At 59.8% G+C, this 13,226-nt stretch carries 11 protein-coding genes; 7 read left to right on the top strand and 4 right to left on the bottom strand.

The genetic code is table 11. The annotated features are described in order from the left end of the window. Nucleotides 1-3: 3 nt before the first annotated feature. Nucleotides 4-735 carry an AzlC family ABC transporter permease gene (locus N2597_RS13280; RefSeq protein ID WP_183597228.1) on the bottom strand — a complete coding sequence of 244 codons (732 nt, stop codon included), beginning with the start codon at nt 733-735 and terminating at the stop codon, nt 4-6. A gap of 132 nt (nt 736-867) precedes the next feature. On the opposite strand from N2597_RS13280, the gene N2597_RS13275 reads away from it, so the two are divergent. Then, a complete protein-coding gene (locus N2597_RS13275) occupies nt 868-1,131 on the top strand; it encodes a DUF2164 domain-containing protein (protein ID WP_064682700.1) in 264 nt (87 codons plus the stop codon). 10 nt (nt 1,132-1,141) lie between these two features. On the opposite strand, the gene N2597_RS13270 is transcribed toward N2597_RS13275, so the two are convergent. Continuing rightward, nucleotides 1,142-1,807 carry a dihydrofolate reductase family protein gene (locus tag N2597_RS13270; RefSeq protein ID WP_183597231.1) on the bottom strand — a complete coding sequence of 222 codons (666 nt, stop codon included), beginning with the start codon at nt 1,805-1,807 and terminating at the stop codon, nt 1,142-1,144. A gap of 159 nt (nt 1,808-1,966) precedes the next feature. Between N2597_RS13270 and N2597_RS13265 the strand changes: the two genes are divergently transcribed. Continuing rightward, nucleotides 1,967-3,559, top strand: a complete 1,593-nt coding sequence (locus tag N2597_RS13265; RefSeq protein WP_183597317.1) for a hypothetical protein — start codon at nt 1,967-1,969, stop codon at nt 3,557-3,559. A 12-nt stretch (nt 3,560-3,571) separates the two neighbouring features. On the opposite strand, the gene pncA is transcribed toward N2597_RS13265, so the two are convergent. Beyond that, the gene (gene pncA, locus N2597_RS13260) at nt 3,572-4,198 is read right to left on the bottom strand and encodes a bifunctional nicotinamidase/pyrazinamidase (RefSeq protein WP_051649896.1); all 627 of its coding nucleotides are present in this window, start codon (nt 4,196-4,198) and stop codon (nt 3,572-3,574) included. 244 nt (nt 4,199-4,442) lie between these two features. Here pncA and N2597_RS13255 point away from each other — a divergent pair, with 244 nt between their 5' ends. Beyond that, nucleotides 4,443-4,790 (top strand): hypothetical protein, encoded by a 348-nt coding sequence (locus tag N2597_RS13255; protein ID WP_038692701.1) that lies wholly within the window; start codon nt 4,443-4,445, stop codon nt 4,788-4,790. Between the two features lie 24 nt (nt 4,791-4,814). On the opposite strand, the gene N2597_RS13250 is transcribed toward N2597_RS13255, so the two are convergent. Beyond that, on the bottom strand, nt 4,815-7,295 hold the full coding sequence (locus N2597_RS13250; RefSeq protein WP_096770445.1) for an ATP-dependent helicase: 2,481 nt from the start codon (nt 7,293-7,295) through the stop codon (nt 4,815-4,817). A 250-nt stretch (nt 7,296-7,545) separates the two neighbouring features. Here N2597_RS13250 and N2597_RS13245 point away from each other — a divergent pair, with 250 nt between their 5' ends. The 4 genes from N2597_RS13245 (at nt 7,546) to N2597_RS13230 (ending at nt 13,177) form a co-directional block, all read left to right on the top strand. Further along, nucleotides 7,546-8,022, top strand: a complete 477-nt coding sequence (locus N2597_RS13245; protein ID WP_038690088.1) for a VOC family protein — start codon at nt 7,546-7,548, stop codon at nt 8,020-8,022. 377 nt (nt 8,023-8,399) lie between these two features. Beyond that, nucleotides 8,400-10,343 (top strand): PrkA family serine protein kinase, encoded by a 1,944-nt coding sequence (locus tag N2597_RS13240; RefSeq protein ID WP_038690085.1) that lies wholly within the window; start codon nt 8,400-8,402, stop codon nt 10,341-10,343. Nucleotides 10,344-10,355: 12 nt separating this feature from the next. Then, entirely contained in the window at nt 10,356-11,630 is a 1,275-nt protein-coding gene (locus tag N2597_RS13235) for a YeaH/YhbH family protein (protein ID WP_038690084.1), read from the top strand. Beyond that, nucleotides 11,627-13,177, top strand: a complete 1,551-nt coding sequence (locus N2597_RS13230) for a SpoVR family protein (RefSeq protein WP_039620973.1) — start codon at nt 11,627-11,629, stop codon at nt 13,175-13,177. The genes N2597_RS13235 and N2597_RS13230 overlap by 4 nt, the downstream gene beginning before the upstream one ends. Nucleotides 13,178-13,226 lie beyond the last annotated feature (49 nt).

The following is a 13,226-nucleotide window of genomic DNA, read 5'->3' as shown; positions in this document are numbered from 1 at the left end:
GGCTCAGACCTCATGCACTTCGGATTGCAGGGCATCGGCTTCCAGATCCGGCTCCTGCCGGGGCAATGGCAGCAGGGCGGCGAGCACGATACCGGCAGCCGCGCCGAGGCTCACATGCCAGGGCGAGCCGACATAACGATAGGCGAGGACGGAAGCCACCGCGCTGACGAGCGCCACGGGCAGGAAATTGTCGCGCTTGCGGAAACCGAGGACGATGCCGAGGAAATAGGCCGGCAGCAGGATGTCGAGGCCGATCGCCTTGGGGTCGCCGATGAAGCCGCCGAGCATGCCGCCGGCGACACTGATCAGCACCCAGGGAATGTAGATGATGATGCCGAAGCCGAAATACCAGGCGAAGGTCAGCGGTTTTCCGGCCTCGCTGCGCTTCACCGCTTCGGCAAATTGCGGATCGACGAGCAGGAAGAAGGTGAAGAATTTCTGCACCGGCGTGAAATGGCCGATATAGCGCGCGAGCGCCGCGGAGTAGAGCACGTGGCGAAAATTGACGGCGAGGATTGACAGCACGATCAGCCAGGCGTGGACATTGTGGCCGAAGAGTTCGATGCCGACCATCTGGCTGGCGCCGGCATAGACGGTGGCGCTCATGAAGGCGGCTTCGGAAAGCGACATGCCGTTTTCGACCGCGAGCGCTCCGAACAGCGCGCCGAAGGGCGCCGACGCCAGCGCAACGGCGGAGCCGCCCCGCAAACCTTCAACAAAGTCGGCGCGATTCATCTGGGTGATCCTATTGGAAATTCAGCTTTCCCTTATGGTCTGCGGATTGCCACGGCAATTGAATTTCGTTGATTGATCAATCGATTTCGCTGAAGCATCAACCTACTGATCGCAACCGGCGGAGAGGTGCCAATGAAGAAGATCGAATTTACCAAGGAAGCGAAAGCGGCGATCGTCTCGCGCATCCGCCGCTATTTCGAGACGGAACTCGACCAGCCGATCGGCGCGCTGCCGGCGGAGTTCCTGCTCGACTTCTTCGCCGAGGAGATCGGCGCTCACTATTATAATCAGGGTCTTCGCGATGCGCACGCCGCCCTTTCGAAGAAGATGGAGGACCTTGCCGAGGACATCTATCTGCTCGAGCGTGACGAGAAGAACAAGGCCGCGGGCGCCTGAGCGGCCCGCTTCACCCCTCGCGCTTCATCCGCTCCCGACGCGCCAGTTCGGCCTGCGAGGGATCCTGTATCGCGAAGCTGCCGGGCTTGACCTCGCCGGCGCGCTGATAGACGCTCATGATGACGCCCGTCGTCGATACCGAGCTGGCGGTGAGCTTCAGCGCTGCCGGTGCGGCGCCCGTGCCGAACAGGCGCTTCCCGGGGCCGAGGATGAGCGGGAAGGTCAGGAGCCGGAGTTCGTCGATCAAGTCGTGCGCCAGCAGCGTTTGCAACAGGCCGCTGCTGCCCTGCGTCAGCAGGTCGGGGCCGTCCTCCTGCTTCAGCCGGGCGATTTCGGCGGCGGCATCGCCGCGCAGCGGAACGGAATTTTCCCAGGTGAGCGGCCCTTGCGATGTCGTCGCGACATATTTGGTCGCGACATTGAAGACCTTTCCGATGGGGTCGTCTTGCCCGACAAAGGGCCAGTGCGCGGCGAAGATCTCGTAGGTCTTGCGGCCGAGCAGCAGAGCGAAGGGATCGGTAAAGATCCCGTCCATGAACTCCCCCATCGGCTCGTCCCAGTAATTGACGGTCCAGCCGCCAAGTTTGAAGCCGCCGGTCGGATCTTCCTCGGGCGCGCCGGGCGCCTGCATAACGCCGTCCAGGCTCACGAAGGCCGCAGTCACAAGCTTTCTCATCTCTCAACTCCCATGTTTGGTTCGTTCAGAAGCAAGGACGGATCGATATAAGCCGAACCGACACCGGACGCATCAATCCGGCGAGTATATTTCACCTTAACGTCAAATTATCGGGGCGCCGCTATGGTCACGGCATTTTCGATGACCGGATTGCTTCCGTTGGCTGTTATTGTCTCTAAAATCGATGAACCTCGATCAACAACGCTCTGCAAGACGTTGATCTTTGTGGTGTGGTTTGCGCTGACATCCGCGCTTTGTTGGTCAGAAACCGTGTGGCGCGATGAGGTTCGCGCCTTGTCGCTGGCCCTTCAGGGAGAGAATTTCGTCGACATGCTTCGTCAGATGCAGGGCGAAGGTCATCCGGCTCTCTGGTATATCCTGTTGCGCGCCGCTTATCTTGTCATCGGCTCACCGGTCGTCCTGAAAATTGTCGCACTGACGATCGCGGCCGCCTCGGCCTACCTTCTTGTTTTCAGGCTTGAACTGCCGCGCTCGATTATGCTGCTGTCGTTGTTCAGCAGCTTTTCGGTTTTCGACTACGCCGCGATGTCGCGAAATTACGGCATCAGCATGCTTTTGGTCTTCCTTATCGTCCTGAGCTGGGAGAGGGGAATGCGCAACGGCATGGTGCTCGGCCTGTTGTTTGCCTTGCTGGCAAATACCAACGTCCACTCGGTCGTGCTGGTCGGCGGCTTTCTTGCCTATTGGTTTTTCGATCTGATCCTGGCGCGTCCAAGACCTTTTCTGTCGGCATATCGCGCCTTTGCGACAGCCGCAGCCTTTGCCGCGGTCGGCGTTCTTCTGTGTGTCATGACAGTCTATCCGACCTTCAACGATGCCGGGCAGAACGATCTCGCAGGCAAGAATTTCGCTCCCCTAGTCCTTTATGCCTTTGTCGGGGCGCCTTCCTATTTCATGGAGTTCTACCCCGACAGGATCCTTCGACTGGTCTTGGCCGATCCATTGCTTGCTCGGGTTTTCGCCTCGCTGATGGCGGTGCTCATCTATGGCAGTCTGCTTAGGCTGGCCAACCGGCCGCCGGCGATGTTCGCGGCCGCATCGGTTCTCTTCGGGCTTTCGCTGCTTTTTACGCTTGTCTACCCAGGCAACTACAGACATCAAGCCTTATGGCTGGTCTTCATGATCGGCATCACTGCTTTGACCACGTCGCCTCGGCCCGGCTCCGCGGGCATAGCCGGTGTCGAGGCAGCCGGTGGCGTCGTCAAGATCGGGCGTCTGTGCTTCATGATATTGCTGGCGCTGCAGGTCGCCTCCGGTATCGAAAAGGTCCATCAGTTCCTCTTCACCGACATTCCGCTGAGCCGAGCCCGGGACCTCGGGTCGTTCATTCAATCGCGCCCGGACCTCAAGGATGCGATCATCATGGCGGATCCCGATTATCTCGTGGAACCCTTGCCCTATTACATCCCCAATCGCACCTATCTTCTACGGGAGCAGCGGTTCGGCGCGATCGTGCGGTATACCCGCCATGCGCGGCTTTCGCTCAGCCTTGCCGATATACTGCAGACGGCGCGGCAACTGCAGCAGAGCGAGGATGCGCCCATCGTCATTCTTCTCTCACAGCGGCTTGACCGGATTGCCGCGCCCGTCTCATTGCGCGAAAGTTACAGTTGGCTGCTGTCTCTGACGCCGGAGGAGATTTCCGCATTCCGGAGCGAGACGACCCTCGTCAGGCGTTTCGGCCCCGTTGCCGGCAGCGATGAGACATTCGATGCCTATCTGTTGAAATAGGAGATCGGCGGTTCATTCGCGCAAGGCATCCGCACTGTTGATCACGGCAATGCCGTGCGCCCGCATCTCATCGATGGCGGCGGCGACGCCTTCAGGCGTGATGCCGCGGCTGGCGTCCTCGATGAAGCGCACGCGCAAGCCCGGCATCATCTCCAGCGCGTCGAGGGCGGAGAATTTGACGCAGTAATCGGTCGCCAGCCCGCAGACGTCGAGGTCGGTCACACCCTGATCTTCAAGGAAATCGGAAAGGCCGGTCGAAGCGTCGCGGTCATTGTCGCGGAAGGCCGAATAGCTGTCGATCCCGGGATCCTCGCCCTTCTGCTGGATGAGGTCGATTTCTTCGGATTTGAGCTCCGGATGCAGTTCGGCGTCAAGCGTGCCCTGGATGCAGTGGTCGGGCCACATCATCTGCGGCTTGCCGGACAATTCCCCCATCTCGAAGGGGGCGGCACCCGGATGGGCGGAGGCGAAGCTGCCGTGGCCGGGCGGGTGCCAGTCTTGCGAAGCGACGATCAGATCGTATTTGCCGCTGTCGATCAGCCTGTTTGCGACGGGAACGACCTTGTCGCCGTCCGGCACCGGCAGGTTTCCTCCCGGACAGAAGCCGTTCTGGATATCGACGAGCAGCAGCGCTTTCATCAAGGCCAATCCCTTCGCGTTATGGCAATGCAAATGCCAAATGCACCGAATGCATCAACTAGTGAATTCCCGGAAGCCCGCATGCAAGCGTTAATTCTGTCACTGTTGGTAGCAGTCGGCGGAAAAGAATTTGCTAATTCAACCAATGCGATAGGTGTCGGTTGCGTCCGGCAAAGAGGGCGGCCTTGCCGGCCGCCCCGATTTCTGCCTTTCTTGCCCGAGCAGCAAGCCGAGACCGAGACCCATGTCCGAACCCCAGACAGATGAAAAGATCGATGCAACCTTCCGCAACGGATCGTTAACGGCAACCGGAATCATTCTTGGTTTCTCGCTCAACTTCATCAGTCTGTGGGTTTCCAACCCGAATGACTGGAGCCGTGTCGATCTGCTGCCGATGGCATTCCTGACCGTCGGCATCGCCATTCAGGTGAAGGTGTTTGCCGATCTTTTGGCGCGAGACTCGCTGCTCGCCGTCAAATACGACCGGGCGCGCCGGCTGTTCCTGATCGGATTGTCGATCGTCGCCCTCGGAATGGGGATCGCTCTGCTGAACGATATCCTAGGGCTCAGCAGTATGCGGATGTTCGGGTGACTGTTCCTGCGGTTCGTCGCGCGGTCAGACGCGCTCAACGAAACCGTCCAGCACCCGCTTCTGCCCCGCACGGTCGAAGTCGATCGTCAGCTTGTTGCCTTCGATGCCGGTAATGTTGCCATTGCCGAATTTCATGTGGAATACGCGATCGCCAAGGGTGAAGCGCGACGGCTCCGACGAGGTCGACTTCGCCACCAGCTCGCCATCGATCGTGCGTCCCTTCGGGCCGCTTTCGCCATAGCCGATGCGTTCGACGGCGTGGCCGGAGCGGGTACCCCAGTTGTCGCGCGTGGCATCGGTCTTGTTGGCCTGGGCACGTTTCCAGCCGGGCGTGGAATAGGAGTTGGCGAAAGGTTCGGCCTTGTCGAAGCGGGACTGGCCGTAGCCGCCGCGGCCGTAACCGCCGTAGCTCTGCTCCATCTCGGCGACCTCGACATGGGTTTCCGGCAGCTCGTCAAGGAAACGCGAGGGCAGCGTCGATTGCCAGAGGCCGTGGATGCGGCGGTTGGAGACGAACCAGATGTGGCAGCGGCGCTTGGCGCGGGTGATGCCGACATAGGCCAGCCGGCGTTCCTCCTCCAGGCCGGCGCGGCCGCTTTCATCCAGCGAGCGCTGGTGCGGGAACAGGCCTTCCTCCCAGCCGGGCAGGAAGACGGTATCGAATTCCAGGCCCTTGGCCGAATGCAGCGTCATGATCGAAACGGCGTCGAGGTTCTCGTTGGTCTCTGCATCCATGACGAGGGAGACGTGCTCGAGGAAACCGCGCATCGACTCGAAGCTCTCCATCGAGCGGATCAGTTCCTTCAGGTTTTCGAGGCGGCCGGGCGCTTCGGCGCTCTTGTCGTTCTTCCACATGTCGGTATAGCCGGACTCTTCGAGGATCTGCTCGGCAAGTTCGGTATGCGGCGTGTTTTCAAGCAGTTCCTGCCATCGGCGGAAAGATTGAATCACGTCGAAGAGAGCCTTGCGTGCCTTCGGCTTCAGTTCGTCGGTCTCGATCATGTCGGCGGCCGCCGCCAGCATCGGGATATCGCGGGCACGCGCATAATCATGCAGGGCGCGCACCGTCGTATCGCCGAGGCCGCGCTTCGGCGTGTTGATGATGCGCTCGAAAGCCAAGTCGTCGGCCGGTTGGGCGACCAGGCGGAAATAGGCCATGGCATCGCGGATTTCCAAGCGCTCGTAGAAGCGCGGGCCGCCGATGACCCGGTAATTGAGGCCGAGGGTGACGAAGCGGTCTTCGAACTCGCGCATCTGGAAGGAGGCGCGCACGAGGATCGCCATGTCGTTCAGCAGATGCTTGCCCCGCTGGAGCTGCTCGATCTCTTCGCCGATGGCGCGGGCTTCCTCCTCCGAATCCCAGGAGGCGTGGACCTGCACCTTGACGTCGTCGGGATCGGCGCGGTCGGTGAACAGCGTCTTGCCCAGGCGGCCTTCATTATGGGCGATCAGATGGGCGGCCGCACCGAGGATATGTTCGGTCGAGCGATAATTGCGCTCGAGCTTGATCACCTTGGCGCCGGGGAAATCCTTCTCGAAGCGCAGGATATTGTCGACCTCGGCGCCGCGCCAGCCGTAGATGGACTGGTCATCGTCGCCGACGCAGCAGACATTCTGGGGCTCGCCCTTGCTGCGCTGGGCAAGTAGCCTCAGCCACATATATTGTGCGGTATTGGTGTCCTGATACTCGTCGACGAGGATATAACGGAAGCGGCCGTGATATTCCTTGAGGAGATCCGGGTTCTTGCGGAAGATCGCGATCGGATGCATCAGCAGATCGCCGAAATCGCAGGCGTTGAGCGTCGACAGGCGCGCCTGATAGGCGAAATAGAGATCACGGCCGCGGCCATTGGCGAAGGCACGCGCGTCGCCTTCGGGAATATCGGCCGGGCCGAGACCCTTGTTCTTCCAGGTGTCGATCATGCCGGCGAACTGCTTGGCCGGCCAGCGCTTGTCGTCAAGACCTTCGGCCTGGATCAGCTGCTTGATCAGGCGGACGACGTCGTCGGTGTCGAGAATGGTGAAATCGGAGCTGAGGCCGACGAGTTCGGCGTGACGGCGCAGAAGCTTGACGCCGATCGAATGGAAGGTGCCGAGCCAGGGCATGCCCTCGACGGCGCCGCCGACGAGGAGCGCGATGCGCTCCTTCATCTCGCGGGCGGCCTTGTTGGTGAAGGTGACGGCGAGAATCTGCGATGGGAAGGCGCGGCCGGTATTGAGGATGTGGGCGATGCGCGTGGTCAGTACTCGTGTCTTGCCGGTGCCGGCGCCAGCGAGGACGAGAACCGGACCTTCCAAGGTTTCCACGGCTTCCGTCTGTTCGGGATTGAGGCCCGCGAGGTAATCCGGTCGCTTGCCGCCGTCTCGCGCCGCCATGGCGCGGGCGGCGATACCGCCGCCGGCAGCGGGCGCCCTTCCGGCGGGTGCGGCAGGCGGCTGCGGCTTGCGCGCCATTTCGCCCGGCTCTTCGTCGAAGAAGGGGATGTCGTCGAAACTATTGCTCATGGCGCGTAATGTAGTGATTCGGGAGGGAAAGACCAGAAAAGATGTTCTGCTTTCATTCCCGGACTGCCGCGATCCCAGGCGGTTCGCCGCCACGGCACTGCGGCAACGGATCGGAATGTGGCGGCTGGGACCGCGGCGACTGCCGAAAAATTTCTGCGGCAGCTGTCGGCGCCGGCGCCGGATCGACGTCCTTGGATCATCGAACAACGATCCGGATCATCCCGCCGACAAGCCATCAGGAGGAAGTTTCATGCCGAAGGTCATCTCAAATCTCTGGTTCGCGGAGCAAGCGCGCGAAGCTGTCGAATTCTACATATCCATCATCCCCGATTCCAGGATCGGCCGCACGACTATATTGCCGGCGGAAACGCCGAGCGGTCCTCCCGGCAGCGTCGAGCTGATCGAGTTCACCCTCGGCGACCAGGCTTTCCTGGCGATGAAGGCCGGCCCGCTCGACAGCTTCAATCACTCCTTCTCGATCGCGGTTTTGCTGGAAAGCCAAGCCGAGATCGATCGGGTCTGGGATGCTTTTCTCGCCAATGGCGGCACGCCTGAGGCTTGCGGCTGGCTGAAGGATCGCTGGGGTCTTTCCTGGCAGATTGTGCCGCGGGTGCTTTCGGAAATGGTCGCTGACAGCGATCGCGAGCGGGCGAGGCGGGTGACCGAGGTGATGCTCGGCATGGTCAAGATCGATATCGCCGCGCTGGAAAAGGCGTTCAACGGCTGACGGCGCGGGCGGGCGCGTGGTCACGATGCGCCCGTTCTATTCTGTCGGAGGAAGAGAGCGCGATTCGCCACCCGTACCGACCGGGCTTGTCGGCCGCCGATTTCCCGCAGCTCGAATCACCGGCGCCATTGCACACCTTTTTGACAGTCATGTCACGTCGCTAAATGTGCTGATATCGCGATGGGCCTTTTCTCAACTACAATATGAAACAGTTTCGTAGAGTAAAAAAATACCGGTGCATGCAATTTTTTGTGCATTGCCACAAACAGCCGGTGAGCGTCGAATATACCTACGAAACTATTGATTCTTAGGAACGCCGTGGCCATCTCGATGGTTATACGGCTTAGAGCCTGCGGCATAACCTTAATGGAGGTCCCATGCTGAGTGAATCCGTATTCGATGCGTTCACGCGCAGTTATGAAGCGCGCCGCGAGACCGACATCTCGGTTTCGGAATATCTCGACCTCTGTAAAAAAGAACCGATTGCCTATGCGAATGCGACGGAGCGCCTGCTCGCTGCCATAGGCGAGCCGCAGATGGTCGACACCGCCAGGGATGCGCGCCTCGGCCGGATCTTCATGAACCGGACTATAAGGGTCTATCCAGCGTTTGCCGGCTTTCACGGCATGGAAGAGACCATCGAACGCATTGTTTCGTTCTTCCGGCACGCGGCGCAAGGACTCGAGGAGCGCAAGCAGATTCTCTATCTGCTCGGCCCGGTCGGCGGCGGCAAGTCATCGCTGGCGGAGCGGCTGAAGCAGTTGATGGAGGTCCATCCGATCTACGTGCTGAAAGCGGGCGACGAGATCAGTCCCGTGTTCGAGAGCCCGCTCAACCTCTTCGATCCTGAGACGATGGGCTCGCTCCTCCAGGAGCAGTATGGCATCCCGCTGCGGCGCCTGAACGGGCTGATGAGCCCTTGGTGCCTGAAGCGGCTTGACGATTTCGGCGGCGATATTTCCCGATTCCGCGTGGTCAGGATACAACCTTCGCGGCTGCGCCAGATTGCGATCGCCAAGACCGAGCCCGGCGACGAGAACAACCAGGACATTTCCTCGCTGGTCGGTAAGGTCGATATTCGCAAGCTGGAAACCTACTCGCAGAACGATCCCGACGCCTACAGCTATTCCGGCGGGCTCAACCGCGCCAACCAGGGCATTCTCGAATTCGTCGAAATGTTCAAGGCGCCGATCAAGATGCTGCATCCACTGCTGACGGCAACGCAGGAGGGCAACTATATCGGCTCCGAAAATATCGGTGCCATACCCTTCTCCGGCATCGTCCTCGCGCATTCGAACGAGGCGGAATGGCAGACCTTCAAGGCCAACAAGAACAACGAGGCCTTCATCGACCGTATCTGCGTGATCAAGGTGCCCTATTGCCTCCGGGTGACGGAGGAACAGAAAATCTACGAGAAACTGATCGAGGGATCCGAACTGGCGGATGCACCATGCGCACCGGCAACGCTCGAAATGCTGGCGCGTTTCTCCGTGCTTTCTCGCCTGCGCAAGCATGAGAACTCGACCTTCTTCTCGAAGATGCGCACCTATGACGGCGAAAGCCTGAAGGAAAGCGATCCGCGTGCCCGCAGCGTTCAGGAATACCGGGATGCTGCCGGCATAGACGAAGGCATGGACGGGATATCGACCCGCTTCGCCTTCAAGGTGCTCGCCTCCACCTTCAATCACGACACCACGGATATCGGCGCTGATCCCGTCCATCTGATGTATGTGCTGGAACAGGCGATCCGTCGCGAGCAGTTTCCCGACGATGTCGAGAAGCGTTATCTGGAATTCATCAAGGCCGATCTTGCGCCGCGTTATGCAGAGTTCATTGGCAATGAGATCCAGAAGGCCTATCTTGAATCCTATGCGGACTACGGACAGAACCTGTTCGACCGCTACGTAGACTATGCCGATGCCTGGATCGAAGATGTCGACTTCAAGGATCCCGATACCGGCCAGCTTCTCGACCGCGAGCTCCTCAATCAGGAACTGACGAAAATCGAAAAGCCGGCTGGAATCGCCAATCCGAAGGACTTCCGCAACGAGATCGTCAAGTTCTCGTTGCGATCGCGGGCAGCCAACGGCGGAAAAAATCCGTCGTGGACGAGCTACGAGAAGATCCGGGAAGTCATCGAGAAGCGTATGTTCTCTCAGGTCGAGGATCTTTTGCCGGTCATTTCCTTCGGATCGAAGAAGGATTCGGAAACCGAAAAGAAGCATAGCGAATTCGTCTCGCGCATGGCCGCGCGAGGTTACACGGAGCGGCAGGTTCGGCGCCTTGTCGAATGGTACATGCGCGTCAAACAGGCAAGTTAATGCGGAGCCATTATGCACATTGTCGACCGGCGGCTAAATCCGCGCGGTAAAAGTCTGGAAAATCGTCAGCGGTTCCTTCGACGCATGAAGGGAGCCGTGCAGCAGGCGGTGAAACGTTCGCTGCAAAACCGAAACATTCGAGACGTGCTCGACGGCGGGGAGATCAGCCTGCCGATCGATGGGATGGCCGAACCGAGCCTGCGCAGGGGTGAGGGCGGTATTGCCGATCACATCCTGCCCGGAAACCGGGCCTTCGTCGAAGGCGACATCATTCCGCGGCCGCCGAGCGGGAGGGGTGGAAAACCAAAGGATGCGGGCGAAGGCGATGGTGAGGACGGCTTCCGTTTCGTCCTGACGCGGGAGGAATTCCTCGATGTGTTCCTCGACGATCTTGAACTGCCCGATCTCGCCAAGCGGCGTCTAGCCGAAACTGAGGAGGAAACGCCGTTCCGGGCCGGCTATTCGGTTTCGGGATCGCCCTCCAACATCGCCGTCGGCCGCACGACGAAGCTTGCGATGATGCGCCGTGTCGCGCTTGGCCGTCCGCGCCGCGAGGAAATCGAAGCGCTGCAGCGGCAGATCGAGGAATGCGAGGACGACGAGAGCCGTCTGGCGCTTGAGGCAAAGCTAAAATCGCTGACGGAGAAAAGCCGGCGCATTCCCTATATCGATCCGCTCGACGTTCGGTATCGCCGCTTCGAAAACGAGCCGAAGCCTGTGGCGAAGGCAGTGATGTTCTGCCTGATGGACGTCTCGGGCTCCATGTCGGAGCACATGAAAGACCTGGCCAAGCGGTTTTATCTGCTGCTCTATCTTTTCCTGTCGAAACGCTACAAGAAAGTGGAAATCGTCTTCATCCGTCATACCGACAGGGCCGAAGAGGTCGACGAGGAAACCTTCTTCTACGGTCCAGCGACGGGCGGCACGCTTGTTTCCAGCGCCCTTGCGGCGATGCGGGCAATCATCGCGGCGCGCTTCGATCCGGCCGAGTGGAACATCTACGGCGCCCAGGCTTCGGACGGCGATAACGCCCATTCGGACGGAAACCTGACCGGGCAGTTGTTGCGCGAAATTCTGCCGCTGTGCCAGTATTTCGCCTATATCGAAGTCGGTGAGGAAGGCGGGGATTCATCCATATCCCGGTCACCGCTGTGGATGCTCTATGACGGGATCCGTTCCGAGCCGCTGCCGCTGTCGATGCGGAAAGTCTGCCGGCGAGGCGAGATATTCCCTGTTTTCCACGATCTGTTCCAGAAACGTGACGCACAGTCAAAGGTGACGCCATGACCATGACGGTGAGGCCGAGAGACCGGCTCTTGTTCGAGGGGGCCGACTGGGACTTCGCAACACTGCAGCGCATTCACGATGCCTGCGAGGAGATCGCCCTCGGCGAACTCGGCCTCGACGTCTATCCGAACCAGATCGAAGTCATCACGTCGGAGCAGATGCTGGATGCCTATTCCTCAACCGGCATGCCGCTCTTTTACCGGCACTGGTCGTTCGGTAAACACTTCGCGCATCATGAGACCTTCTACCGTCGCGGTATGCGCGATCTCGCTTACGAGATCGTCATCAACAGCTCCCCTTGCATCTCCTATCTGATGGAGGAGAACACGGCGACGATGCAGACTCTTGTCACCGCCCATGCCGCCTTCGGTCATAATCACTTCTTTAAGAACAATTATCTCTTCAAGCTTTGGACCGATGCCGAGGGTATTCTCGATTACCTCGACTTCGCAAAGGGTTATATCACGCGTTGTGAGGAACGTTACGGCGAGACGGCAGTCGAACGGACGCTTGATGCAGCGCATGCGCTGATGTCGCACGGGGTGCATCGGTACGCGGGCAAAACCGCCATCGATCTTCGTCAGGAGGAGAAGCGGCAGCAGGAGCGCCGCGCCCACGAAGAGCAGATGTTCAACGACCTGTGGCGCACGGTTCCCGTCGGCAAGGCGAAAAAGGCCGGTGACATCGGCTTGGAGAAGCGTCGCGCCGCGCTCGGCCTGCCTCAGGATAATATACTGTATTTTCTTGAGAAATCTGCACCGCGACTGCAGCCCTGGCAGCGCGAGATTCTTCGCATCGTCCGCCATGTCGCGCAATACTTCCATCCCCAGCGGCAGACGAAGGTCATGAATGAGGGAACCGCAACCTTCGTCCACTACCAGATCATGAACCGGCTTCACGAGCGGGGGCAGATCAGCGACGGGAACTTCCTCGAATTTCTGAAGTCGCATGCCAATGTCGTCTTCCAGCCAAGCTATGACGATCGACGGTTCTCGGGATTTAATCCCTATGCGCTTGGTTTTGCGATGATGCAGGATATCGAGAGGATCGTCACGAAGCCGACGGAAGAGGATCGCACGTGGTTCCCTGACATCGCCGGCCGCGGCGATGCGATGGCGGTCCTGCGCGACATCTGGGCCAATTACCGCGACGAGAGTTTCATCAGCCAGTTCCTGAGCCCGAACCTCATCCGGCAATTGCGGCTCTTCCATCTCTACGACGATCCGGAACAGGCCGAGGGTGTGCTGGTTTCGGCGATCCACAATGAGCGGGGCTACCTGCGCATCCGCCGCCAGCTCTCCCGCGAATATGATATCGGCTGGACCGATCCGGCAATCGATATCGTCGATGTCGACCTCGCCGGCGATCGCCGGCTGCTGCTGCAGCATATCGTCATGAACGGCTGCTATCTTCAGGAAAACGACACGAAGCTTGTCCTGCAGCATCTCGCCGATCTCTGGGGCTACGACGTCTTGCTCCAGGAAATCGACGGTTCCAGTACAGTGGCGAGGGAGCACACGGCGAGCCCGCGTAAGATCGTTCAATAATCGCGGCACCGGTGGCATGCTTGTCTGTTGCTAGTCGATGATATATATC

This window comes from Rhizobium sophoriradicis (assembly GCF_025200795.1).
In the GTDB taxonomy this organism is placed as follows: domain Bacteria; phylum Pseudomonadota; class Alphaproteobacteria; order Rhizobiales; family Rhizobiaceae; genus Rhizobium; species Rhizobium sophoriradicis.
Note: the sequence above shows the minus strand (reverse complement) of the source record. Positions and strands in the feature narration are given on the sequence as shown.

Coding starts and splice junctions, on each gene's coding strand:
- N2597_RS13280 (WP_183597228.1), bottom strand. CDS start 735: ATGAATCGCGCCGACTTTGTTGAAGGTTTGCGGGGCGGCTCCGCCGTT.
- N2597_RS13275 (WP_064682700.1), top strand. CDS start 868: ATGAAGAAGATCGAATTTACCAAGGAAGCGAAAGCGGCGATCGTCTCG.
- N2597_RS13270 (WP_183597231.1), bottom strand. CDS start 1,807: ATGAGAAAGCTTGTGACTGCGGCCTTCGTGAGCCTGGACGGCGTTATG.
- pncA (WP_051649896.1), bottom strand. CDS start 4,198: ATGAAAGCGCTGCTGCTCGTCGATATCCAGAACGGCTTCTGTCCGGGA.
- N2597_RS13255 (WP_038692701.1), top strand. CDS start 4,443: ATGTCCGAACCCCAGACAGATGAAAAGATCGATGCAACCTTCCGCAAC.
- N2597_RS13250 (WP_096770445.1), bottom strand. CDS start 7,295: ATGAGCAATAGTTTCGACGACATCCCCTTCTTCGACGAAGAGCCGGGC.
- N2597_RS13245 (WP_038690088.1), top strand. CDS start 7,546: ATGCCGAAGGTCATCTCAAATCTCTGGTTCGCGGAGCAAGCGCGCGAA.
- N2597_RS13240 (WP_038690085.1), top strand. CDS start 8,400: ATGCTGAGTGAATCCGTATTCGATGCGTTCACGCGCAGTTATGAAGCG.
- N2597_RS13235 (WP_038690084.1), top strand. CDS start 10,356: ATGCACATTGTCGACCGGCGGCTAAATCCGCGCGGTAAAAGTCTGGAA.
- N2597_RS13230 (WP_039620973.1), top strand. CDS start 11,627: ATGACCATGACGGTGAGGCCGAGAGACCGGCTCTTGTTCGAGGGGGCC.